The organism is Psychrosphaera sp. HA2-10 (assembly GCF_055693745.1).
Genome location: NZ_CM146341.1, coordinates 710,364 through 736,285, shown reverse-complemented (window position 1 = coordinate 736,285; position 25,922 = coordinate 710,364). Strand labels below are relative to the sequence as shown.

Here is a 25,922-nt window from a genome sequence, read left to right as displayed (position 1 = left end):
TCGAGTTATTCTATTATTTATTTAATTTGGTAACTATTGTGCCTTCTTCTTCACCCATGATAACTCGACGAAGCGCGCCAGGCTTGTTCATGTTGAAAACACAAATAGGAATATTATGGTCTCTAGCTAGAGTAAATGCTGCTAGGTCCATTACTTTTAATTCTTGTTCAATTACGTCTTGATAATCTAGTTCACGATATAAGGTCGCTTCCGGATCTTTCACTGGATCTGCAGAGTAAACACCGTCAACTTTCGTTGCTTTTAATACAACATCGGCTTCAATTTCGATTCCACGTAAACAGGCTGCAGAGTCAGTTGTAAAAAATGGGTTGCCTGTACCAGCAGAGAATATCACAACACGACCGCTTTTGAGTAAGCTAATGCCTTCTGCCCACGAGTAATCGTCACACACTCCCTTAAGAGGAATGGCTGACATTAATCGTGCATTAACATGAGCTCGATGAAGAGCATCACGCATCGCCAAACCATTCATAACAGTTGCTAACATGCCCATATGGTCACCTACAACTCGGTTCATACCGGCTTCTGCCAGAGGCGCACCTCGAAAAATATTACCGCCACCCAACACAACACCAACTTGGATATCATGCTCAACTAGTTCTTTAATTTCTTGAGCCATACGGTCTAAAACTTTTGGGTCAATCCCAAAACCTTCGTCACCAACTAAGGCTTCCCCGCTAAGTTTCAATAAGATGCGTCTAAAAACTGGCTTTGTGCTCATTAAGGCTCCCGATATGATTTAACAGAGGTGCAAATTGCGGCGTATTCTATGCCAATTTTGATAATTTTACAAAACAAAAAAACCGTAACAGGTTGCCCCATTACGGTTTTGTATTGCTTTTAAAGGCTTAACGAATTAAGCGTTTTTAGCAGCTTCGATTTGTGCAGCTACTTCAGCAGCAAAATCTTCTTCTTTTTTCTCGATGCCTTCACCAACTTCTAAACGAACGAAAGAAGTAACTGATGCGCCTTTTTCTTTAAGAATTTCGCCAACAGACTTTTTAGGTTCCATGATGAACGCTTGACCAGTAAGAGAAATCTCACCAGTGAACTTCTTCATACGACCAGAAACCATTTTTTCTGCGATTTCAGCTGGCTTGCCTTCGTTCATTGCGATTTCGATTTGAATACGCTTTTCGTTTTCAACAACATCAGCTGGAACGTCAGAAGGGTTAACGAATTCTGGCTTGCTTGCTGCAACGTGCATAGCAACGTGCTTAAGAGTTTCAGCAGAACCTTCACCCGCAACAACAACACCAATTTTCTCGCCGTGACGGTAAGACGCTAAAGCAGCACCTTGAACGTACTGAAGACGACGAACGTTCATGTTCTCACCAATTTTAGCAACTAATGCAACACGCTCTTCTTCAAACTTAGCTTTAAGATCGTCGATAGTTGTTACTTCAGCAATAGCAGCATCAGCAACAGAGTTAGCGAATGCTAAGAAGCTTGCGTCTTTAGCAACGAAGTCTGTTTGACAGTTAACTTCAACTAAAACAGCTACGCCGTTGTTTTCTTTGATGATGATCGTACCTTCGGCAGCAATGTTACCGGCTTTTTTAGCCGCTTTTGCTTGACCGTTTTTACGCATGTTTTCGATTGCTAGCTCGATATCACCGTTAGTTTCAGTAAGGGCTTTTTTACAGTCCATCATGCCCGCGCCAGTGCGATCACGAAGTTCTTTAACTAATGCAGCAGTTACTGCCATGGTCTTGTCCTCTAATTTGTATGATTATCGCTTCTAAACAAAACAGTCTTGAAGCGCTAATTTATATAATTTGGAAAAGGGGCCATATTATGACCCCCAAAATTGTTGTAATGATTAAATCGGGATTAACGATTTGTTACAGCAATTATTACTCAGCTTCTACAAAATCTTCAGCTTGAACTTCGATGTTCTTTGAACGACCTTCTTTGATCGCTGCAGCTACAGATGATGTGTATAACTGAATAGCGCGGATAGCGTCATCGTTACCAGGAACAACAAAATCGATGTTGTCTGGGTTAGAGTTTGTATCAACAACAGCAACAACAGGAATACCTAGGTTGTTTGCTTCAGCAATTGCGATGTGCTCGTTGTCTGCATCGATGATGAAGATAACGTCTGGCAAACCGCCCATGTTCTTGATACCGCCAAGGCTCTTTTCAAGTTTTTCCATCTCACGAGTACGCATCAAAGCTTCTTTTTTAGTTAGCTTTTCAAAAGTACCGTCGTCAGATTGTGCTTCCAAATCTTTTAAACGCTTGATTGATTGACGAACTGTTTTCCAGTTAGTCAACATACCACCTAACCAACGGTGATTTACGTAGTATTGGTCGCTAGCAATAGCCGCTTCTTTGATCGCTTCGCTTGCAGCACGCTTTGTACCAACAAATAAAACTTTACCTTTACGTGCAGAAACAGACTTGATGAAATCAAGCGCTTCGTTGAACATAGGAACAGTGTTTTCTAAGTTGATGATATGAACTTTGTTACGTGCGCCGAAAATGAAAGGTTTCATTTTAGGGTTCCAGTAACGAGTTTGGTGACCAAAGTGTACGCCAGCTTGTAGCATGTCACGCATAGATACGTTTGCCATTATATATAATCCTCTATATGGGGTTAGGCCTCCATATATCCCATTCCAATCCGACCGCTTCACTTTTCAGTGATTTGGCACCCCGGAGAATGTGTCGATATATGTGTGTTATTTAAATTAAAGTTAAGTGTTATCGTCCCTAAAGAAGACAACATTCTTACTAATACAAAAATGATTTAAGGAAAACCTGAAAAAACCTTTGTAAAAATAAGGCGCGCTTTATACCATATTACCCTAATGAAACACAACAAAATCACATAAAAACTGTTCATTTTTTGACATTTTTACCGATTTCATTGGTTTTGTGATTAATAACTTCTTGTGAGGGTAATATGGGCGCGGTAATAAAAACACCGGAACAAATAGAAAAAATGCGAGTTGCTGGACGCTTAGCGGCTGAAGTTCTAGAAATGATTGAAGCTCACGTTAAACCTGGCGTAACAACCAACGAGCTAAATACACTTTGTCACAACTATATTGTTGATGTTCAAGGTTGTATTCCTGCGCCTTTGAATTATGGACAACCACCATTTCCGAAGTCAGTTTGTACCTCTGTTAATCACGTAATTTGCCACGGCATTCCTGATGACAAGCCTCTTAAAGATGGCGACTGCGTTAACATCGACGTTACTGTGATTAAAGATGGTTTTCATGGTGACACCTCTAAAATGTTTTTTGTCGGCAAGCCAACAATCATGGCAGAACGCTTGGCGAAAGTTACACAAGAATGTTTATACAAAGCGATCGAGTTAGTTAAGCCTGGTTGTCGTTTAGGTGACATCGGTTCTGTAATCCAAAAGCACGCAGAAGGTCATTCTTATTCAGTCGTTCGTGATTTTTGTGGACATGGTATTGGTGAAGGTTTTCACGAAGAGCCACAAATTGTTCATTATGGTCGTCCCGGCACAGGCGAAGAGCTAAAAGAAGGTATGTGTTTTACTATTGAGCCTATGATAAACGTTGGTACTCACAAACTGAAAATACTGCCTGATCAATGGACAGCCGTAACTAAAGACCGAAAGCTTTCAGCACAGTGGGAACATACACTACTAGTTACTGCAAACGGTGTTGAAGTATTGACGCTTCGTAATGATGAAGACTTTCCAAGAGTGATAGAACACTAATTAAGATGGGAGCGCGTGTCGCTCCTTTTTTATTGCCAGATATAATTTTGAAAAGCTAAGGCCAATAAAACCGTGAAATCAAAGATCCCTAATCATTTGCTTGCCCCACTACCTCTGCCTTTCGACATGACAACTTACCGTCAGCGTTTAACGGAGTTTTCACTTTGGAGCGAGGAGCATTTTAATCTAATTTCTGTTAGAAAATTAGTGCAAGCAAGGGCTACCTTTGTCGATTTCATGTTATTAAACATCTGGCAACATTGTGGTCTAAATGAAGAAACGGATGTAACCCTGCTAGCAGTTGGTGGCTATGGGCGAGGTGAATTACACCCAGAGTCAGACATCGATTTGTTAGTACTTACAAACAAAGAAATCAATTCCTCCACCAGTGAAAAAATCTCCCAATTCCTTACGCTACTTTGGGATTTTAAGTTTGATGTTGGTCATTCGGTAAGAACTATTACTGAGTCCATTAACATTGCAGCTGAAGACATTACCATTGCAACAAATTTGATGGAACGCCGCTTATTATGTGGGAATAAAATAAACTTTGATTTGCTCGAATCTAATTTGACCGAATCCAACTTCATGACCAGCAAAGAATTTTATTTAGCTAAGCGTGAAGAACAAGAAAGAAGGCATAAACGTTACTTTTCAACCTCCTACAACCTTGAGCCAAATTTAAAAGCCAATCCAGGCTGTCTACGAGACTTACAAACTATTTCTTGGGTTGCCAAAAAACATTTTAATACGCAGCACATTACAGATTTAGTTAAAGAACAATATTTACTCCAAGATGAATATGAAGAAATGCTGGAGTGCCAAGACTTTCTCTGGCAAATGCGATTTGCGCTGCATATAGTGGCTAAGCGAAATGAAAACAGATTATTATTTGACTATCAGCCTTTAGTCGCTGAAACCATGGGATTTGGTAACGACGGTAAAACAGCTGTAGAGCGTATGATGAAACGCTTTTTTCGAGTAGCCCGTCGAGTTATCGAACTTAATACTATGTTATTGCAACGCTTTAACTCGGCAATACTGGGCACCAAAGAAGAAACGATCAACATTGATGAGGACTTTGCAACTCACGGTCGCTCTTTGCTTGTAAGACACAACGACGCGTTTTTCTATCGTGCCAATATAATAAAAATGTTTATTCATATTGCCGATAACCCGCAAATTAAAACGCTCCATTCAGACACCATTCGTTTACTGCGTAGAGTTCGTCGTCGTCTCATGGGTGATTTACATGATCTAGAAAAATGTCGTTCTATGTTTATGACCTTTTTGCGTCATCCAAATGCACTAGGCCATGCCTTTACGCTAATGGTCAAACATGGCGTTCTCGCCTATTACATGCCGAATTGGCGCCACATTGTAGGCCAAATGCAGTTTGACCTTTTCCACGCATATACAGTTGATGAACATACTCATAGATTATTGAAAAATATTCATCGTTATTCTCTCGTTAAGTATAAAGATGAGTTCCCATTATGTAGTGAGATCTATAAACGATTAGACAAGCCTGAGTTATTAACACTCGCTGGCATTTTTCACGATATTGGTAAAGGACGAGGCGGTGATCACTCTAAGTTAGGCGCCATTGACGCTATGAACTTTGGTACTTTGCATGGTCTTCCAAAGTCAGATAAAAAGCTCGTTAGCTGGTTAGTAGAGAATCACTTACTAATGTCTATTACGGCGCAAAAGAATGATATTTACGATCCTGATGTGATTGCAGAATTTGCAAAAAAAATTAAAGATGAAACTCGATTAGACAACCTATACTGCCTAACGGTTGCCGACGTAAGAGCAACAAATACCAATTTATGGAACGAGTGGAAAAACACGCTACTTTCTGATCTCTACCTAGCTACGCGACGTGCTCTTAGACAAGGCTTAGAGAATGCGAAAGGCATGAGGGAAACAGCAGCATCGCATAAAGAACAGGCCTTAGCGTTATTATCGAAAGAAAATTTAGACTTAGAAAGAGCAGTACAAATATGGAAACAATTTAGGACAGTATATTTCACTCGACATAGTCCACAACAACTGGCTTGGCACACTAAGCATCTATTAGCTCATAAAAATAGAACTAAGCAACCATTAGTATGGATCAGTGAGCAGTCTGTCAGGGGTGGCACTCAGGTGTTTGTTTATGCAAAAGATCAAGCCGGCCTTTTTGCGAATATAGTGTCCGTTTTCCATAACAAAAACGTAAACGTTGTTGACGCCCATATTATGAATACCAAAGATGGCTATTTAATCGATACATTTATCGTTTTAGATCATGATAATACTGTCATCGATTCTGCTAGTCGTCGCAATGATATAAAAGAGACAATTGCAAAAGTACTTACAGGCGAATTGTCTATAACACGAGCACAAAAACGTGTCCCTAGACAAATAAAGCAGTTTTCGATGCCACTGCGTGTTCGGTTTATGGATGCAAAAAGCAACAAACGAGACATGATGGAGTTTACAGCGCTAGACACTCCAGGATTGCTCGCTAAAATAGCCAAAGTATTTAGTGAAATGAACATACTCTTGTATTCAGCAAAAATTTCTACAAATGGCGAAAAAGCAGAGGATATTTTTAAAATTTCCACGGCGACAAGAGAAAGACTGAACGAACAACAAAAACAAGATTTAGTAGAAGCATTACAAGCTGAAATTAACGACTGAACAAAGGAAGAATATGAGCCAGCTACAAAATATTATTGAGAATGCGTTTGAACAACGTGACAACATTACCCCAGGCACAGTAAGCCAAGAAATAAAGACAGCTGTTGAAGAAACACTGCTTATGCTAGATCGTGGTGAAGCTCGTGTCGCTGAAAAAATCGCTGGCGAATGGGTCGTTCATCAGTGGCTTAAAAAGGCAGTTTTATTATCTTTTAGAATAAAAGACAATGAGTTGATGGACGGCGCTGAAACTAAATACTGGGATAAAGTAGACAGCAAATTTGCCAACTACACTGCGGATGACTTCAAAGCTCAAGGTATGCGAGTTGTTCCTCCTGCGGCAGTTAGAAAAGGTGCGTTTATTGGTAAAAATGTTGTCCTTATGCCTTCTTATACAAATATTGGCGCTTTTGTTGATGAAGGCACTATGGTGGATACTTGGGCGACAGTGGGCTCATGTGCACAAATCGGTAAAAACGTACACTTGTCTGGCGGTGTTGGTATTGGTGGTGTTTTAGAGCCATTACAGGCAAACCCAACAATCATTGAAGATAATTGTTTTATTGGTGCGCGTTCTGAAGTTGTAGAGGGTGTAATTGTTGAAGAAGGCGCCGTGCTTTCAATGGGCGTTTATATTAGCCAGTCAACACGTATTTATGATCGCGAGACAGGTGAGATTACCTATGGTCGAGTTCCAGCTGGAGCTGTAGTCGTTCCAGGCTCTTTACCTTCAAAAGATGGCTCACACACATTATACGCAGCTATCATAGTTAAGAAAGTAGACGCTCAAACCCGTGCTAAAGTGGGTGTTAATGCCTTACTACGAGGCATTGACGAGTAAGTTAACTGATATTGGCGACTTCGGTCGCCTTTATGTGTATCAAACAGACAAAGCCTATCAATACCTAAGAAATGGTTTAAACAAAAGAACGTTAACTATATGCTCGATAATCCAGAGTTTCTTACCAAAGCAATCAACACGCTAATGCCATTTGGCAAGTATGCCGGTCGTAAACTTATTGATTTACCAGAACCTTATTTAGTTTGGTTTCATAAGCAAGGCTTTCCAAACAATCAATTAGGTCAACAGCTAGCGCTCATGTATGAAATAAAACTAAATGGATTAGAGGGTATGTTGGCAAGACTAAAAACCCCCTATTAACATTTTGTAATACTTTTTTTTATTAGTTTTATTTATTTGTAATAATCGCGTTTATATAACCCTGATGTCTTTACCTTCAACGCCTGCACGATAGAATATTATTCCCATCAAACGCACCTCAACCCGTCATTTTGTGTAATCAACCTAATCTTTAGGAAAAATTTTCTACAATTATTGTAAAAAACAAGCTAGTGTCTGAGTCTACATTTTTAACAAGCACTCCATTGAAGAGAGTGTAAATGTGGTCTCAGGACAAAGGAATGCATCTAACAATCTTGTGAAGCGCAAAGCGACACAGAACATGAAAAGAGAAGATAGATGACAAACTATAATAAAAAACAAGCGCCAGCCATGACTATAGTGGCATTGGCAACGGCAGCGACCCTGTCTATGGGTGCAGCAAACGCTGCGAACCTGCAAGAAGTAGAAAAGAAAGAATACGTTGGTACTCACGCTGATTTTGCAGAGTGGAAAGCCAAACAACGTGAGTTAATTCTTGAAGATCAAACAGATCAATTCATTATCGAATATTTAGACAACGTAGACACAAAAAAAGAAGCTAAAAAATTAGCTAAGCGTTTACGTAAGATGCTTAAAAAAAGTGGTGTTAAGCATAAAGGTAAGCTTAAAAACAAAAAGCACATTTTTAAACTAGCACAAAAAATTGGCAGTAAAGAGCGTAAAGCATTCCTTGATTTAGTTCGCCAAGATAAAAATATTAAAATGGCCGAGATGGACCCTGTTCGTTTCTTAATGGCTGAAAACGTTCCTTGGGGCGTTCCTAACATTCAAGCCGACCAAGTATCAGATGCAAACGCAGGTAACATGACGGTTTGTATCATTGATTCTGGCTATCAAGCTAACAATCCTGATTTAGCATCAAATAATGCAACTGGTACAAATGATCCAGGTACAGGCAATTGGTACCAAGCTGGCGGTTCACATGGCACACACGTTGCCGGTACTATTGCAGCAGTAAACAACAACGAAGGCGTTGTTGGAGTTATGCCAAATACCAATGTAAACCTTCATATTGTTAAGGTATTTAACGAAGCAGGTTGGGGTTATAGCTCTGACTTAGTAACAGCAGTTAATACCTGTGTTAACAATGGTGCCAAAGTTGTAAACATGAGTTTGGGTGGTCCTTCACAAAGCACTTCTGAGCGTAATGGTTTAGAAGCAGCTACGGCGCAAGGTGTATTACTAATTGCAGCTTCTGGTAACGATGGTGATTCAAGCCTTTCTTACCCTGCATCCTACGACACGGTAATGGCAGTTGGTGCTGTTGATGAAACTGGTAAACATGCTGAGTTTTCTCAGTTTACACCACAAGTTGAAATCGCCGGCCCAGGTGAAGCTATATTATCTACGGTAGCTGGTGACGGTCGTTTAGGCTCTATCACAGTGGGTGGTACAACATGGGCAAATGATCGTGCAGCACCACAAACACGCTTTGTTCAAAGTGGTGGTAGCTATGTTGTTCAAGACGTGAATGGCTCTGCATCTGGCGTTCTTTCACAATGTACTTGGTCAGGTTCGTCTTACAACTGTTCAAACGTAGCAGGTAATATTTGTATTGCGCCTCGTAATGACAACCAAAAAGGCAGCAATTATCCTGAAATCAACCCAGCTAAAGCTTGTGCTGATGCTGGAGCGTCAGGTGTTATTGTATACAGTAACAGTGCTCGTCCAGGTCTACAAAACCCATTCTTAGTTGACGCGACTGGCGCTGTGGATGTCCCTACTGTATCTGTGAACCGTGCGTTAGGTTTAGAGCTTGCATCCAGAATTGGACAGTCTGCATCATTAAGTGTTGTAGCGAACCAAGACTATGCATATTACAACGGTACATCAATGGCAACTCCGCACGTTGCTGCCGCCGCTGCTTTAGCTTGGTCTAACAATATCTCTTGTACTGCATCTGAAGTGCGTACAGCTCTTAAAGCAACTGCTATCGACTTAGAAACTGCAGGCCGTGATAATAAAACCGGTTTTGGTTTAGTACAGGTTAAAGCTGCTTCTGATTATCTTGCAGCAAACTGTGGTGGCGGAACAACACCTCCTCCAACAGGCGGCAACGCACTAACTAATGGACAAGCAAAAACTGGCTTATCAGGCTCTGCAAATCAAGAACTCGAGTTCACACTTGAAGTTCCGGCTGGTGCAACTGGTTTAAGCTTTGATATGACGGGTGGAACTGGTGATGCCGATCTTTATGTTAAGTTTGGTTCTAAACCAACAACATCTAGCTACGACTGTCGTCCATATAAAGGTGGTAACGTAGAAAGCTGTCCTATCACTAACGCGCAAGCAGGTACTTACCACGTTAAAGTTATTGGTTACTCTGCATTTAGTGGTGTGAGCTTAACAGGCAGCTATACAGCTGGTTCAACAGGTGGTGGTCAAGGTTATGACACAACTATTAATAATATCTCTGCAACACGTAACAACTGGAAGTATTACACAGTTGACGTTCCTGCCGGTATGTCTTCGTTTGACGTAAACACATATGGCGGTTCTGGTGATGCCGATTTATATATTCGCTTTGGTGCTCAACCTACAACATCTGCGTACGATTGTCGTCCGTATAAGTCAGGTAATACCGAAAACTGTTCGGTAAACAACCCAACCGCCGGCACATGGCACATAGGCGTTCGCGCTTACAGCACATTCTCAGGCTTGAGTATGGACGTTTCATACCAGCCTTAGTTTAAACACGATGTTCCCAATCGTTAGTTCTGAAGCCCGTTCGCGGGCTTTTTTTTATCTAAAAAATATATCTAGACTAGTATGATTTGGGTTTAGGACTGGCGTATCAAAAAAAGGTAAGTATTCGCTTGGCAAAGTAACGTCAAAGTACTCCATGGGTGACAAATATGGCTGCTTTTTAAACGCGTTATTATTAGTCCCTTTGCATGTATCAGCCGGCCACAGAGAGTGATTAAAATGTTGCTCAAGTGTGCTTTTGGCGTAACTCGTTGGCGCGATGACAAGATTAAACCCCAATTCAGTGGGAGACGATTCGTTACAAAATATTTGTTGATGTGAGCGGGCTATTTTATATTCATCATATAGATTTAACCAATGACCAATTTCATGAAGTAGAACTTGAGCCGTATCCCGATAGTCTAGGTAAATCAACGGTCCAACACTATTAGCTCGACCAGTTTCCCCTACTATTAACAAACGAAGCTTTTTATCTTCTATTGAAATAGGCAACGCTTCTTGCACCATGTTTCCCAGACTTTTCTTATCACACGTAAGTAGACCATGATTATTTTCATCACAAATTCTATTTAAGCGATAATCCACGGTAATTGGTGAGAAACAAATTGCTTGTTGAGAGTTGGGCAACAAAGAATAAAACTGTTCAATTAACTGACCGCTGTGCTCCGCTAGTTTTAGTGAAGATGAATATATCAGGACTTTGACTTCACAACTGGAAGCCATTTCGAATTCGGTCCAAGCGCTATTATACCTAGAGTCATTAATGGTTAGATTAAAGCGTGTTACGCTGCTTTGAGAATGTTTATCTGCTTTCGAGTCGGGCTTATCACTACCCAAATTATATACTGTGTCTTTCAAGTGCTCTAATAACGCAACCGCACTTAAATCTTGCTCTGCAAGTCGTTCTTTTTCTAACTCAGCGAATAAAAACGATGCTCTTTGCCACTCTTTTAACGTAACAAGTTGCTCTATGCGGTTCAGTATCGCTATCGGATGACCGCTTTTTAATGCAACCTCTAACCAAATATTATTATAATCGACATCTTGCTGCGCTTTCTTAAGATGTAGTTCCCAAATAGCGTCGATGTGGCCAGCCATTGCCGCCTCTTCGAGCCAATAACTATTTTGCTTTGTCTGGTAAAGTTGATATGCGGCTAGCCCCTCTCCAGAGCTAGCCGCGGCATATATATAACTTGATGTTTTATTGAAGTGATATTGAACTTGACTAGCTGATAGAAGAATACTGTCAGCCACCAGTAAGCTTATGGTAGAAAGTGAAACTACTTTGCATGCAGTTAAATATTTTCTGGACATGAAACCTAACTAATCCATGGTTTTTAGACTTTCTCTATTATTAAAACGCTGTCGGGCTAATTCATATAATTTTGATAACTCTAGTTTTGAATATTTGTGTTCAACAAACTCATGTACGCCAGTAGTTAGTGCTAAACGAAAATAATTTTTAGCAGACTCTTCTTCACCGAAAAGCAGTTTAAATTTAGCCAAGTAAAAATAGCCTTCACACAACCGCTCGGTTAATTCTCGCGAACTATTTAGGTTTTTACCCATGTTATCAATAAAGGTTTGCTCTGATATATTGCCTAGCAATAAGTCGACAATTTGATAGGACCATTGATTTGGATTCAGCTGACTTGCGTTGTAAATTAGACGTAATTTAGCACCGTTTAAATCTTCAGATGCTTCGCTAAAATACAGCCAAATAGCTCGATAAGGATCTTCAGGTTTTTTTACATAAAACTGTTCTAAATCTTCCATTGCCAGCTTATTACGTCCGTAATAATGAAGTGCAATGCCACGATTTAAATTTACATATTGATGATTAGGTTCTATTTCTAATGCAGAGTCAAAAGCTTCAAATGCTTGTGCGTATTGGCCCATTAAAGTTAAATGAATACCGATAAAATTGTATGCATCGGCAAAGTCCGGTTTGTGCTCTAATGCACGTCTAAAGTCTAACTGAGCCAGAGAGCGCAAACCTAAACTGTCATACATTACGCCTCGGTCGTAGAGTAGCTGCGCTAACTTTTCTTTTTCAAGTTTAGCGTGATTAATAATTTGAGTAAGTTTAGCAATTGCTAACTCACTCTTATAATCAACGTTTAAAGGCTCAGAAATCAATACATTATTGACAACATGTGGCTCACTATTGTTTGCTACTTTTTCAGTTGACGCACAACCGGTTAACAACATGGATAGCAACACTAAGGACAAACCAGCTTGTTTCATAATAACTCCTATAAATTATAGTCATTATTAATAACATAAAAGTAAACTTAGCATAAGCCTAGCAACAAAAAAGAGAGCCTAAGCTCTCTTTTATTTTACTCTTTAACAACAAAACAATGTCTTGTTGATAATTTTAGTCAGAAAATTATTCTGCTGCTGGTGCTTGTTCCGCTACCGCTTCTTTCATGCTTAAACGAACACGACCTTGGCGATCAATCTCAAGGACTTTAACAACAACTTCTTGACCTTCAGAAAGTACGTCAGATACATTTTCAACACGCTCTTGTGAGATTTGAGAAATGTGAACTAAACCGTCTTTACCAGGTAGTACATTTACAAACGCACCAAAATCTACGATACGAGCAACTTTACCGTTGTACGTTCTACCAACTTCTAGATCAGTTGTTAATTGCTTAACACGCTCAATACAAGCTTGTGCGCTTGCACCGTCTGTTGCTGCAATCTTAACTGTACCGTCGTCATCAATTTCAATTGTAGTGCCTGTTTCTTCAGTAAGTGCACGAATTGTTGCGCCGCCTTTACCGATAACATCTGCAATTTTCTTTTGAGGGATTTTAACTGTGTAGATACGTGGAGCAAACTCAGACATTTCTTCACGGTGCCCACCGATTGCTTCGTCCATTACCGTTAGGATATGTAAACGAGCTGCTTTAGCTTGTACTAAAGCTTTGTCCATGATCTCTTTAGTGATACCTTCAATTTTGATATCCATTTGAAGTGCTGTAATACCTTCTGCAGTACCAGCAACTTTAAAGTCCATGTCGCCTAAGTGATCTTCGTCACCTAAGATATCCGATAATACAACAAAGTTGTTATCATCTTTAACTAGACCCATCGCGATACCAGCTACAGAAGCTTTGATTGGAACACCCGCATCCATTAGTGCTAGAGATGAACCACAAACAGAAGCCATTGAAGATGAACCGTTAGATTCTGTAATTTCAGAAACTAGACGCACTGTGTATGGGAATTCAGCTTGTGAAGGCATAACGGCAGCAACACCACGCTTCGCTAGACGACCGTGACCAATCTCACGACGCTTTGGCGAACCGATCATGCCAGTCTCACCTACACAGTATGGAGGGAAGTTATAGTGAAGCATGAACGGGTCACGACGTTCACCTAGTAGCGAATCGATGATTTGAGAATCGCGCTCTGTACCTAAAGTACAAGTAACAATCGCTTGCGTTTCACCACGAGTAAACAATGAAGAACCGTGCGTACGAGGTAAAATACCTGTCTTAACGTCTAGCGCACGAATCATATCTGGTTCACGACCATCAATACGTTTTTCGCCTGCTAATATACGAGAACGAACAACATCTTTTTCTAAGTCATGAACTAGTTCAGATACTTCTTTTTCGTTGAAGTCTTCTTCGCCAGCTTCTTCCGCTAACTTAGCGATTGTTGCTGCTTTAACTTCACCAACGGCCGCATAACGGTCCATTTTGTCAGCAATTGCATAAGCAGCTGTGATGCCTTCTTCTGCAAGTGCTTTAACTTTGTTTTTAAGTTCTGTATTTTCAGCTGGTGCTGACCATTCCCAAGCTGGGTTGCCAACTTCAGTTGCAAATTCTTTTATTGCAGTAACAGCGGCTTGCATTTGCTCATGACCATATACAACAGCGCCAAGCATAGTTTCTTCTGATAAAACTGCAGCTTCTGATTCAACCATAAGTACTGCATTGTCAGTACCGGCAACAACAAGATCAAGGTCACTTGTCGCAAGCTCTGTTTGAGAAGGGTTTAATACGTACTGACCGTTTACTACACCAACACGCGCAGCACCGATAGGGCCGTTAAATGGAATACCAGAAATAGTTAATGCTGCAGACGCACCAATAAGTGCAACAATATCAGGTGCGATTTCTGGGTTTACCGACATTACTGTACAAACAACTTGTACTTCATTTTTGAATGAATCTGGGAAAAGTGGACGTAATGGACGGTCAATTAGACGCGCGATTAACGTTTCTTCTTCAGAAGGGCGACCTTCACGTTTAAAGAAACCACCTGGGATTTTACCGCCTGCGTAGGCTTTCTCTTGATAATTTACAGTTAAAGGGAAGAAGTCTTGACCTGGCTTAGGTTCTTTCTTTCCAACAACACTTACGAATACTGAAGTATCACCGATACTTGCCATTACGGCAGCACTTGCTTGACGTGCGATTACGCCAGTTTCAAGAGTGACCTCATGCTGACCGAATTGAAATTTTTTGATAATTGGAGTCACATTTATTTCCTTTATATAGCGATTCAGTTTTTTTCGTTTAGCGCTTTTTTATTGGCTGTATATTACTTTTCTTACAACCACGCTGACTGAATCAGATTTTTTCATTTAAGTTCGACGCATATTATACGTAGCTCAAACTCTATTGCTATTAAAATTAAGTTACAGGCACAAAAAAAGGAGCAAAAATGCTCCTTCTTATAAATCTGAAATCAGATTTTATTAGCGACGTAAGCCTAAACGTTGGATTAGGGCATTGTAACGCTCAAGGTTACGACCTTTTAAGTAATCTAAAAGTTTACGACGTTGGCTAACTTTGCGTAAAAGACCACGACGTGAGTGGTTGTCTTTTTTGTGTGCAGCAAAGTGACCTTGTAGCTTGTTGATGTCTGCAGTTAATAATGCAACTTGTACTTCAACAGAACCAGAATCTTTTTCGTTTGCACCAAAATCCGCTAGGATTTTAGCTTTATCTTCAACGCTTAGTGACATAAGTCTCTCCAAAAATAAAATATGATGTGGTAGCAGCCAATCACTAACTCAGCCACTACAGGATAATCTCGAATTAACGAGAGTCGCGCATTCTACGCAACTACCAGTAAAACTCAAGCGTTTTTTACTACCAGACGCTTAACTTTAATATGTCCTTGAGAAAAACAAACAACACCTTCAAATTCTCCCGTTACGGAATCAAAGGCAACAAACTCAGTGTTTTCATCTTTCACTGTGTATTGTTTAAATAAAGCGTCATTCTCTTCTACAATAATAGCGTCAATAGGCACTGTTTGGCCATACCGTAAAGTCTCAAAGGCTCTAGGTGCTAGCTTTATTTCTGGCATACCGATTAAAGCGGTTTGCATTGGCAATAAATGACTATCAAGCGCAGTATAATCAACTTCATTTTCTGGATTACCGTCAATAAAGTTATCGTCTTTTAAACGCTGGATTTCATCTAGTGTTAGCATTTTATCAACTGGATAATTGGCGACTTGAGTTCTACGTAAAACTTTTACATGTGCACCGCAACCTAACAGCTGCCCTAAATCATCCACTAAGGTTCGAATATAGGTGCCCTTCGAACAACGAACTTGAAAATCAGCTTCATCACCTCGAAATTCAAGCAACTCAAATTCATAAATTGTTATGGGTCGCGCCGCTCGTTCAACGGTGATGCCTTGACGAGCTAACTTATAAAGGGGTTGACCGTTATGCTTTAAAGCTGAAAACATTGTTGGAACTTGTTGGATATCTCCGGTGAGCGACTTTTTAAGGTCTACAATTTGTGCTTCCGTGATATCAACATCTCGTACCTCAACGATTTCACCTTCAGCATCACTGGTATCTGTCCGCTCACCAAACTTAGCCGTCACAAAATAACTTTTATCCGAGTCCAATAAATATTGACTATATTTTGTCGCCTCGCCCAGACAAATAGGCAACATTCCCGTTGCTAAAGGATCAAGCGCTCCTGTATGCCCTGCTTTTTGGGCATTAAAAATAGCTCGCACCTTTTGCAATAGATTATTTGACGATCCACCTTCAGGCTTATCGACAAGGATAATGCCGTTGATCGCACGGCCTTTTTTTCTACGCGCCATGCTAATTAATCGTCCAGATTTTCCGCAGGGTTCTCACCTGATGCTTTACGTAAAACCTTATCTTTCTCAATAGCTTCATCAACCTTGTTCGACATCTTGATACCGGTTACTAAGCTATTATCGTAGATAAACTTAATTTCAGGAACGATACGTAAACGCATACGTTTTCCAATTTCCATACGGAAAAAACCATTTGCTTTGTTCAATATCTCTAAAGCCTCAGCAATTTCTTCGTCTTCTTTGCCAAAAAACGTTACAAATACCGAAACGTAAGCAAGGTCTTTTGTTACTTCTACTTCTGATACGGTAACCCAACCAATTCGTGGATCTTTAAAATCACGTTGTAAAATCATCGCAATTTCTTGTTGCACTTGTTGCGCAACGCGGTCTGTTCTAGAAAAGTTTCTATCCACTTTTCTCTCCTATAAATTAGGGACTAAAAGTTAAAGACAAAAAAGGGGCACGTTAGCCCCTTTTATACGTCAGCCGTTAAAAGGCATTTACAAAGTACGTTGTACTTCAACAATCTCGAATACTTCGATCATGTCGCCAACTTTAACATCATTATAGTTCTTAACGCCGATACCACACTCCATGCCGTTTCGAACGTCTTGTACGTCATCTTTGAAGCGACGTAGAGATTCTAGTTCACCTTCATAGATAACAACGTTGTCACGAAGTACACGGATAGGGTTGTTACGTTTAACATTACCTTCGGTAACCATACAACCTGCGATAGCACCAATCTTAGGCGATTTAAATACGTCACGAACTTCAGCTAGACCAATAATTTCTTGTCTAAATTCTGGCGCTAACATACCTGACATCGCTTGTTTAACTTCATCAATTAGATCGTAGATTACGCTGTAATAACGTAAGTCAATGTCTTCTTGTTCCATTAAGCGACGAGCCGTTGCATCAGCACGTACGTTAAAGCCAACTACGATTGCGTTTGAAGCTTGTGCTAATGAAGCATCAGTCTCAGTAAGACCACCTACGCCACTACCAACAATGTTCACTTTTACTTCATCAGTAGACAAACGAGTAAGTGAGTCAGTGATCGCTTCTAGTGAACCTTGAACGTCCGTTTTAAGAACGATATTTAGTTCAGAAACATCACCTTCTTCCATGTTAGCAAACATGTTTTCAAGTTTAGCTTTTTGCTGTCTAGCCAACTTAATTTCACGGTATTTACCCTGACGCTTATTAGCTACTTCACGAGCTTTACGCTCATCACGTACAACAGTTGCTTCATCACCAGCTTGTGGTACACCTGATAAACCAAGTATTTCTACCGGAATAGATGGACCTGCTCTATCAATCTCTTTACCGTTTTCGTCTTTCATCGCTTTAACACGACCATACTCAAAACCACAAAGAACGATATCACCGCGCTTAAGCTCACCTTCTTGAACAAGCACCGTAGCCACTGGACCACGACCTTTGTCTAAACGTGACTCGATTACAACACCATGTGCCGCACCGTGGTCAACCGCTGTAAGTTCAAGTAGTTCAGCTTGTAAGCTGATTGCTTCAAGTAAGGCTTCAATACCTTCACCCGTTTTTGCAGATACGTGCATAAACTGGGTATCACCGCCCCAATCTTCTGGGATTACGTCAAGTGCAGACAATTCATTTTTAACACGATCTGGATCCGCAGACTCTTTATCAATTTTGTTGACTGCAATGATTAAAGGAACGCCAGCCGCTTTAGCATGCTGAACCGCTTCTTTAGTCTGAGGCATAACACCGTCATCGGCTGCAACCGCAATAACAACAATATCCGTCGCTTTGGCACCACGAGCACGCATCGAAGTAAACGCCGCGTGTCCCGGAGTATCTAAGAAGGTAATCATGCCATTTGACGTATCAACGTGGTAAGCACCGATGTGCTGAGTAATACCACCTGCCTCGCCATCTGCAATATTAGCTTTACGAATATAGTCTAGTAATGATGTTTTACCGTGGTCAACGTGACCCATTACCGTAACAACTGGTGCACGAGGTACTGCATCGCCTTCACCTGATGCACGATCAGCTAGTACCGACTCTTCTAATTCATTAGATTTTGTTAGTACGAACTTATGACCCATCTCTTCAACAACTAAGCTTGCTGTTTCTTGGTCTAGGACTTGGTTAATGGTAACCATTTCACCCATTTTCATCATCGTTTTAACAACTTCAGCACCTTTAACGGCCATCTTATTTGCTAATTCTGCAACGGTAATGGTTTCACTAATTTTAACCACTTGCTCTACTGGAGAAGCTGGCTTTTGGAAGGCATGTTGATTTTTAGATTGCTTGCCTTTTTTACGACGACCTGTCAGAGGAGCTTCTTCTTTATCGCCTTTTTTCTTAGCTTTGCGACGAGACTTTTTCTCTTCTTGCTTATCTTGATCATCTTCAGCTAGCTGAGCATAAACTGAACTGTGCACGTGAAGATCTTCTTCTTTTTCGTGTTCAAGTTTATATTTACGCTGTGCTTCTTGCTCCTCCCACTCTTTTGCTTTTTCTTCAGCAAGTTTACGAGCTTCTTCAGCTAGCTTAGCAGCTTCTTCTTCCGCTTTTTTAAGAGCTTCTTGTTCAAGCGCTAAACGAATTCTTTGCTCTTCAGCTGTTTCAGGTTTTTCAGCTTTTTTCTCAGAAGGCTTATTCGCTTTTGCGTTTTTAGCTGCTTCTTTACGCTTCTCATCTGCTTCTTTTTTAGCTTTTGCTTCAGCTTCGCGCTTCGCTTTTGCTTCAGCTTCGCGTTTCGCTTTTTCTTCTGCTTCACGTTTCGCAGCTTCTTCAGCTTCGCGTTTCGCAGCTTCTTCAGCAGCGGCCATTGCCGCTAACTCTTCAGGACTACGTTTTACAAATGTACGTTTTTTACGAACTTCTACTTGTACGTTTTTAGACTTTCCTGAACCACTGTTCACACTTAACGTGCTTTTAGTTTTACGTTGCAGAGTCATTTTTGTAGGTTCTGCGCCCTCGCCACCATGAGCTTTGCTTAAGTGGTCAAGTAATTGCTTTTTCTCAGCTTCATTAACCATATCGCCAGCAGACTTTTTGATGCCTGCATCTGCGAATTGTGAAACCAGCTTCTCAACCGGAGTGCCCACATCTTGGGCTAGTTTATCTAAACTAACTTCTGTCATATTTCTAAATACCTCCGTTGAACCTATTGCTCTTCACTAAACCAAACAATGTTACGCGCTGCCATAATTAGCTCACCCGCTTTTTCTTCAGTAATCTCTTCAATGTCACTAAGTTCATCAACACCTTGCTCCGCTAACAATTCAAGGTTAGTAATACCTTTGCTTGCAAATACATAAGCTAAATGACGATCGACACCTTCAAGGTTTAGTAAATCTTCTTCCGGTTCTGAATTTTCGAGCGACTCTTCATTAGCGAGTGCTCTTGTTGTAAGTGTTGCTTTTGCACGTGCGCGCAGTTCTTCAATTGTTTCTTCGTCTAATCCATCAACTTCAAGTAACTCAGAAACTGGTACGTAGGCAACTTCTTCTAGTGATGAGAAACCTTCTTCAACCAACATAGTTGCGAAGTCTTCATCGATTTCCAATCCTTCAGTAAACAGCTGAATTGTTTTGCTGTTTTCTGCTTGATGTTTTTCAGCCATGTCGGCTTCTGTCATTACGTTTAATTCCCAACCAGTCAATTGACTAGCTAATCGAACGTTTTGACCACTACGGCCAATGGCCATAGCAAGATTGTCTGCTGCTACTGCAATATCCATCGACTTGCGGTCTTCATCAACAATAATTGATGCAACTTCCGCTGGTGCCATCGCGTTGATAACAAATTGTGCTGGGTTGTCATCATATAATACGATGTCAACTCGCTCGCCATTAAGCTCACCAGATACCGCTTGAACTCGTGCGCCACGCATACCAACACATGCACCTACAGGGTCGATACGACGGTCGTTTGACTTAACCGCGATTTTCGCACGAGAACCAGGATCACGAGCAGCTGCTACGATATCAAGCATCTCTTCGCCAATTTCTGGAACTTCAATACGGAATAACTCAATTAGCATTTCAGGTTTGGTACGGCTAACAAACAATTGCGGGCCACGTACTTCTGGCTTAACGGCATATAAGTATGCACGAGCACGATCGCCTGGACGGAATGTTTCACGTTGAATCATATCTTCACGATATAAAACCGCTTCGGCATTTGCCCCTAAGTCTAAAATCACGTTGTCGCGATTAACTTTTTTAACGATACCTGTAATTAATTCACCAACTTGGTCGTAGTATTGCTCAGCAATTTGACCACGTTCAGCTTCACGTACTTTTTGTACGATTACTTGTTTCGCCATTTGAGTTGTAATACGGTCAAATTTTATAGATTCAATTTGCTCTTCTACGTAATCACCCAGTTGTAACTCAGGCTCATCGTATTGTGCAGCAGAGATACTCATTTCTGCACTTGGGTTTTCCATTTGATGATCATCTGGAACAACTAACCAACGACGGAAAGTATCGTATTCACCAGTTTCTTGATTAATAGAAACTCTAACTTCAATCTCTGCTGTATGTTTTTTCTTTGTTGCAGCGGCTAAAGCAAACTCTAGCGCTTCAAAAATCTTTTCGCGTGGTACGGCTTTCTCATTCGATACCGCTTCTGCCACCAGTAATAGTTCTTTTGCCATTATACTTCGCTCCTTTAGTCTGGTTAGTCGAATCGAGCAACTAAATGTGCTTTCTGGACATTATCAATTAAAATAGAAAACACTTGGTTATCAACGTTGATGTTGATCATATCGCCTTCAACTTCGACAAGTGTTCCTTTAAAATTACGACGGCCGTCTTGCGGCACATTTAATTTTACACTCACTGTTTCGTTTACCACTTTGGCGAAATGTTCAACTGTGAACAATGGACGATCCATGCCCGGTGACGAAACTTCTAAGCTATATTCGGTAGAAATTGGATCTTCAACATCTAAGATCGCGCCAACTTGATGACTTACATCCGCACAGTTATCAACCGAAATACCATTTTCATGATCAATGTAAACGCGCAACGTTGAATGATTACCAGCACGCAAAAACTCAACACCTAACAATTCAAAGCCTAAAGCATCAACTGCAGGTTGTAACATTTCAGTCAAACGCAATTCAAGGTTAGTCAAATCACCACTCCTATCACTAATTTTAAATACAAAAAAAGGGCCTAAAGCCCCAGTTGCATGTGCAGTTCAACAGCACACCACATAAACTGTTACAGAAACTAAAGCGCCCCGAATGTTTCGAGGCCTAGCTTCTGGGTCTACTAAAATACAAAGTTGCGATTGTTTTATAAATAGCTTCCTGTATTGGTTGCGGGAGCCGGATTTGAACCGACGACCTTCGGGTTATGAGCCCGACGAGCTACCAGGCTGCTCCATCCCGCGCCAGTAGACTAAAAACATTTTAAGTCGGTTTTAACGACTACTTTACAGAGAATTTCGTAAATAAATTCTGAGAAAGATTTGATGCGGTGGATTATACTCGCTATTAAAATACATTCAAGCTAAACCTTCTTTATTATTAGTTAATTTTAATTAATAAAATCTTAATTTTTGTTTTATTCGATTTAGTAGTAATTAATGCCAAATCTAATTTGTGGTATGGACCGATAACTTGTCATAATAAACACTAGTCATACTCAAGAGATTAAATTTATGCCAATCAATGGACACGCCAACAAACTCTCTGATCTTATCGGAAATACAGACCTTTTTACTATTCCAAGCTTAAGTCGCATCACACAATGTGATATCAGCGTAAAGTGTGAGTTCCAGAATCCCGGTGGTTCTGTAAAAGACCGTGCGGCGCTTCAAATGGTGTTAGCCGCAATAGAGTCCGGTGAACTAAAGCCGGGTATGACCATAGTTGAAGGAACAGCTGGTAATACAGGAATAGGCTTAGCAATTGTTGCTAAATCTTTAGGGTTTAATTTAAAAGTTGTCATGCCAAAAGGGCAAGCCAAAGAGAAAGAGCAGATGATAGAGCTCCATGGCGCTGAACTTATTCTGGTTGATGCTGTGCCATTTTCAAACCCAAATCACTTTTACCATACGGCAAAGCGGATCGCCGAAGAAAATAGCGATTATTGGTGGGCAAATCAGTTTGAGAATACGGCAAACGCTGATGCTCATTATCTAACAACTGGACCTGAGATATTTACCCAGACATCAGGTAACGTAACTTGTTTTGTATCTGCTGCTGGCACCGGTGGCACAATCGGCGGTATTACAAAGTATCTAAAAGAACAAAATGAAGCAATCAAGACAATTTGCGTAGATCCGAATGGTTCTGGTGTTTATAATTTTTTGCAGACCGGGGAATATAAAGCAACCTCTGGAGGTTCATTTACTGAAGGTATTGGCATAATGCGTTTGGTTAATAATTTTAAACAAGCTCGTATCGACGAAACATTAACGTTACCTGATAGTGATATTGTAACCTTAGCAAATTATGTTCGCCAACAAGATGGCCTTGTATTAGGAAGTTCCAGTGCATTAAATGTTACTGCCGCTTTTTATTCGGCACTGAAATACGGCCCGTTAAGTGGTGGAACAAAACAACACGTTGTGACTCTTGCGTGTGACTTAGGAGAACGTTCTGTTTCTAAACTTTATAATGAGGATTTCTTGAAGACACGTGATATTGATTCAGCGAATGAAACGATGGAACAACTAACCCAACGTTATCTTCAAGACAATGACATATTAAAAACTGTGTCATTTGATTATCGTTAATAGACTTTAGAAAAAGGCGATACATTGTTATCGCCTTTTTAATATGTCGAATTTCAAAATTATCGTTTTTAATTATCTGAGTCTTCTGCTGTTTTTAAAGGCGGAAGTACTGTCTTTAAAGCCCTTATACATTTCTCTATGTCCTCTGATGTATTCATTAACCAGGGACTAAATCTTAAAGTACCTAGGCTATGTATGTGGTCATGTAATGGTTGTGCACAATGAAAACCGGCTCGAACACAAATACCATCTCTCTCGCTAAGTGTATTAGCGATTATTTGTGCCGACATAGACTGAGGGGCCAATGTAACAGGGCCTGGAGCATCGGAATCTCCCAATAGTAAGCCGGAATAAAATTTGTTTAACGCCAATCTTAACTGCATAGTAAGACCATGAACGTGCTGGTGAACATTTTCCATACCGATATCTAACAAAAAGCGGGCTGCAGCTCCTAAACCTATAACGCTCTCCATTGCAGGAGTGCCAGGCTCAAAGCACCATGGTACCGGTTTAATAGCTAAGTTACGTTGACTGACTTGTTCAATCATCGAGCCGCCCCACTGAACAGGTTGCAGTCGAGAAAGAGCTTCGGTTGTGCCCCATAACACGCCCACTCCGCTTGGGCCTCCTATTTTATGACCACTAAAGACCAAAAAGTCGACGCCCAGATCATTGGTATTAATAGGCATGTGAGGAACCGACTGCGCAGCATCCAATAAAACTTGGCAATCATACCTTCGTGCTAAAGACACAACCTGCTCCACATTTAAAAGATTACCAGTAACATTTGATATATGTGCCAATGTCACAAGACTTTTGGGTGCGGACTGCATTGCCCTCTCGAGGGAAGTCATATTGATATGAAGGTCATCGTCTAGCTCCACAACTATCTTATCTTTCCAGGGTAAATAATTAGCATGGTGTTCGGCTATGCTTGTTATTACTTTTGGACTATTTGGTTGTTGAGCGATGAGGTTTAAACATTCAGTTGTATTTCTTAACAGCACAATATTACTTGGCATTGCACCAATTAAACGAGCAATATCAGCTCTAGCTCGCTCAAATTCATCTGTGATTGCATCGCCTAAAAAGTGTGCACCTCGATGTACATTACCAGTAACTTGGGAAAGGATACGAGTAACTTCTTTTACAACATATTCAGGTTTTGGTGTAGTTGCTGCGTTGTCTAGGTAACAAACTGGCAGCCCAAGCGGAGTGGTTACTTGTCTTAACGGAAAATTTTCAGCTAACGAAAAATCAAGGTTACTGTCTCGATTAGGCTTTATGTTGTCTTGTATAGATGATGACAACATAGTTGTTTGAGAAGGTTCACTTGCAAGATACTTTCCACTACTTTTAGGCGTTAAAAAACTTTCCTCTACAATAGCTAAATCAATTTCATCACCACCTAGAACCTCTTTCAGCGCCTTAAAAATACAAATTTTAATTTCACCGCGAGTAGCGATTCTCAAAGTAAACTCATAATCACTGCGCTGTTCTAACAAAAAGTTAATAATATTGGGATGACACAGCACTAAGTTTTGTAAGGTCCTAGCGGTCACGGTTTGCTTGTGAATCGTAATTATATTTTCAGATTCTCGTCCATGTAATAACAGTGTGCGCTGTCCATTGGCAAAGCGTTGCCACTGCCCAACATCACCAATCGAGTACCGTATAATAGGCATTACAGTATTATTAAGATCAGTAACTACCACTCGCCCCAGTAGCCCTGGTTCATCAACAGGCTCGTCATTATCGTCTACAAGCTCTAAAAAGATATCATCTTGGTAAACGTGTACGCCATGCTGATCTTTTGAACTTGCTCCGATACTGCCAACCTCTCCGGTACCGTATAGATTGATAAATTGAACATCTAATGCTTGCTTTATGGTGTCAACCATACTTTCTGCAGCTAACCCGCCATATGGAATCACCGTAGACAACGATGGTAAAGATGTCTTAAGTTCGGCAGCTCGTAGTGCTATCCAATACAGAAATAGTGGATAACCACGAAGAATCTCTATCCGTTCTTTAGCCAGCTTTGTAAGTAAGGGATCTATTTGCGTACAGATATGCGCCCAATTGCCAGGTGTTATAGGGCTTGCCGTCGTTCTTTGCATTAACCATTGACGTTCAACACGGCCCCTCAAGTTACTGAGTGTATCGGGGTGTCTCCACTGCTGTTGTTCAGTGGCCCATTTTATAAATGCGAAAATTGATTCTGGCCCTTTATCCATAAGCCCGCAAGTTACATTACACGCAGATGGCGGAATATCTAAGGTCTTTCGTGCCCAAAACGCCTGATGACTCAATGCAACATTGACGTTCTCTAGCGCTCTTAACCTATCTCTTTTCGCAAAATCGGTTACCACTGTCATTCTTTCACTCGTTCCTCCCGACGCCAAAGTCTGATGTTCAGTTTGACGATGGGGTAAAACAACATGAGTGGGAAAACCAGTAATATAATCTTGTTTATATGTAACAGGAACATCTTGCAGTGATGTATAGTTCTGTAAACGCGCTTTCCAAAAAGGAAGTAATTGTGCTTGTTTGAATATCGCTTGAAGTTTTTCTTGCCGATTCTGGCTCTCGGTATAGCCCGAAAAGTGATTGCGTAAGGTTTGTTGCGCGTCAGACCAGCATGATGTAGCCGAAAAGCGTTCTAATAAGGGGAATAGGCCGTATTGACCAACAACAGATTTCATGTGCATGCTAAACCCCTGCTTGGATAATTATTAATCATCCTATCACAAAGATTTAGCTTAACAATAT

At 40.6% G+C, this 25,922-nt stretch carries 19 protein-coding genes and 1 tRNA gene; 6 read left to right on the top strand and 14 right to left on the bottom strand.

The window, feature by feature from the left end:
• Positions 1-13: 13 nt before the first annotated feature.
• From pyrH to rpsB, 3 genes are all read right to left on the bottom strand, one after another.
• The gene (gene pyrH, locus ACZ1GV_RS03415; protein ID WP_210559985.1) at positions 14-742 is read right to left on the bottom strand and encodes a UMP kinase; all 729 of its coding nucleotides are present in this window, start codon (positions 740-742) and stop codon (positions 14-16) included.
• Between the two features lie 135 nt (positions 743-877).
• Positions 878-1,729: a translation elongation factor Ts gene (gene tsf, locus ACZ1GV_RS03410; protein ID WP_210559986.1), complete on the bottom strand. Its 852-nt coding sequence runs from the start codon at positions 1,727-1,729 to the stop codon at positions 878-880.
• Between the two features lie 148 nt (positions 1,730-1,877).
• On the bottom strand, positions 1,878-2,600 hold the full coding sequence (gene rpsB, locus ACZ1GV_RS03405; RefSeq protein WP_210559987.1) for a 30S ribosomal protein S2: 723 nt from the start codon (positions 2,598-2,600) through the stop codon (positions 1,878-1,880).
• A gap of 332 nt (positions 2,601-2,932) precedes the next feature.
• On the opposite strand from rpsB, the gene map reads away from it, so the two are divergent.
• The 5 genes from map to ACZ1GV_RS03380 all read left to right on the top strand — a co-directional run bounded on the left by map (position 2,933) and on the right by ACZ1GV_RS03380 (position 10,283).
• Positions 2,933-3,724, top strand: coding sequence for a type I methionyl aminopeptidase (map, locus tag ACZ1GV_RS03400; protein ID WP_472675237.1), 792 nt, complete (start codon positions 2,933-2,935; stop codon positions 3,722-3,724).
• A gap of 72 nt (positions 3,725-3,796) precedes the next feature.
• Positions 3,797-6,412, top strand: coding sequence for a [protein-PII] uridylyltransferase (gene glnD / locus ACZ1GV_RS03395; RefSeq protein ID WP_472675236.1), 2,616 nt, complete (start codon positions 3,797-3,799; stop codon positions 6,410-6,412).
• 13 nt (positions 6,413-6,425) lie between these two features.
• On the top strand, positions 6,426-7,253 hold the full coding sequence (dapD, locus tag ACZ1GV_RS03390; protein ID WP_472675235.1) for a 2,3,4,5-tetrahydropyridine-2,6-dicarboxylate N-succinyltransferase: 828 nt from the start codon (positions 6,426-6,428) through the stop codon (positions 7,251-7,253).
• Positions 7,254-7,352: 99 nt separating this feature from the next.
• On the top strand, positions 7,353-7,574 hold the full coding sequence (locus tag ACZ1GV_RS03385; protein ID WP_472675234.1) for a DUF3820 family protein: 222 nt from the start codon (positions 7,353-7,355) through the stop codon (positions 7,572-7,574).
• A gap of 318 nt (positions 7,575-7,892) precedes the next feature.
• Positions 7,893-10,283: a S8 family serine peptidase gene (locus tag ACZ1GV_RS03380; RefSeq protein WP_472675233.1), complete on the top strand. Its 2,391-nt coding sequence runs from the start codon at positions 7,893-7,895 to the stop codon at positions 10,281-10,283.
• A gap of 54 nt (positions 10,284-10,337) precedes the next feature.
• Here the strand turns inward: ACZ1GV_RS03380 and ACZ1GV_RS03375 are convergent, their stop codons facing one another.
• The 10 genes from ACZ1GV_RS03375 to ACZ1GV_RS03330 form a co-directional block, all read right to left on the bottom strand.
• The gene (locus ACZ1GV_RS03375) at positions 10,338-11,615 is read right to left on the bottom strand and encodes a hypothetical protein (RefSeq protein WP_472675232.1); all 1,278 of its coding nucleotides are present in this window, start codon (positions 11,613-11,615) and stop codon (positions 10,338-10,340) included.
• A 9-nt stretch (positions 11,616-11,624) separates the two neighbouring features.
• Positions 11,625-12,548, bottom strand: coding sequence for a lipoprotein NlpI (gene nlpI / locus ACZ1GV_RS03370; protein ID WP_472675231.1), 924 nt, complete (start codon positions 12,546-12,548; stop codon positions 11,625-11,627).
• A 145-nt stretch (positions 12,549-12,693) separates the two neighbouring features.
• Positions 12,694-14,802 (bottom strand): polyribonucleotide nucleotidyltransferase, encoded by a 2,109-nt coding sequence (gene pnp / locus ACZ1GV_RS03365; protein ID WP_472675230.1) that lies wholly within the window; start codon positions 14,800-14,802, stop codon positions 12,694-12,696.
• Between the two features lie 219 nt (positions 14,803-15,021).
• Positions 15,022-15,291: a 30S ribosomal protein S15 gene (gene rpsO, locus ACZ1GV_RS03360; RefSeq protein WP_210559995.1), complete on the bottom strand. Its 270-nt coding sequence runs from the start codon at positions 15,289-15,291 to the stop codon at positions 15,022-15,024.
• 113 nt (positions 15,292-15,404) lie between these two features.
• Positions 15,405-16,397: a tRNA pseudouridine(55) synthase TruB gene (gene truB, locus ACZ1GV_RS03355; protein ID WP_472675229.1), complete on the bottom strand. Its 993-nt coding sequence runs from the start codon at positions 16,395-16,397 to the stop codon at positions 15,405-15,407.
• 5 nt (positions 16,398-16,402) lie between these two features.
• Complete coding sequence (gene rbfA / locus ACZ1GV_RS03350) at positions 16,403-16,810, bottom strand: 30S ribosome-binding factor RbfA (protein ID WP_472675228.1); 408 nt, start codon at positions 16,808-16,810, stop codon at positions 16,403-16,405.
• 87 nt (positions 16,811-16,897) lie between these two features.
• Complete coding sequence (infB, locus tag ACZ1GV_RS03345; protein WP_472675227.1) at positions 16,898-19,537, bottom strand: translation initiation factor IF-2; 2,640 nt, start codon at positions 19,535-19,537, stop codon at positions 16,898-16,900.
• Positions 19,538-19,560: 23 nt separating this feature from the next.
• Positions 19,561-21,057 carry a transcription termination factor NusA gene (gene nusA, locus ACZ1GV_RS03340; RefSeq protein ID WP_472675226.1) on the bottom strand — a complete coding sequence of 499 codons (1,497 nt, stop codon included), beginning with the start codon at positions 21,055-21,057 and terminating at the stop codon, positions 19,561-19,563.
• Between the two features lie 23 nt (positions 21,058-21,080).
• Positions 21,081-21,539 (bottom strand): ribosome maturation factor RimP, encoded by a 459-nt coding sequence (rimP, locus tag ACZ1GV_RS03335; RefSeq protein WP_472675225.1) that lies wholly within the window; start codon positions 21,537-21,539, stop codon positions 21,081-21,083.
• 184 nt (positions 21,540-21,723) lie between these two features.
• Positions 21,724-21,800 (bottom strand) — tRNA-Met (locus tag ACZ1GV_RS03330).
• Between the two features lie 270 nt (positions 21,801-22,070).
• Here ACZ1GV_RS03330 and ACZ1GV_RS03325 point away from each other — a divergent pair.
• Positions 22,071-23,150 (top strand): cysteine synthase A, encoded by a 1,080-nt coding sequence (locus ACZ1GV_RS03325; RefSeq protein WP_472675224.1) that lies wholly within the window; start codon positions 22,071-22,073, stop codon positions 23,148-23,150.
• Between the two features lie 68 nt (positions 23,151-23,218).
• Here ACZ1GV_RS03325 and ACZ1GV_RS03320 read toward each other — a convergent pair whose 3' ends face one another.
• Positions 23,219-25,861: an aminotransferase class V-fold PLP-dependent enzyme gene (locus tag ACZ1GV_RS03320; protein ID WP_472675223.1), complete on the bottom strand. Its 2,643-nt coding sequence runs from the start codon at positions 25,859-25,861 to the stop codon at positions 23,219-23,221.
• Positions 25,862-25,922: the final 61 nt, after the last annotated feature.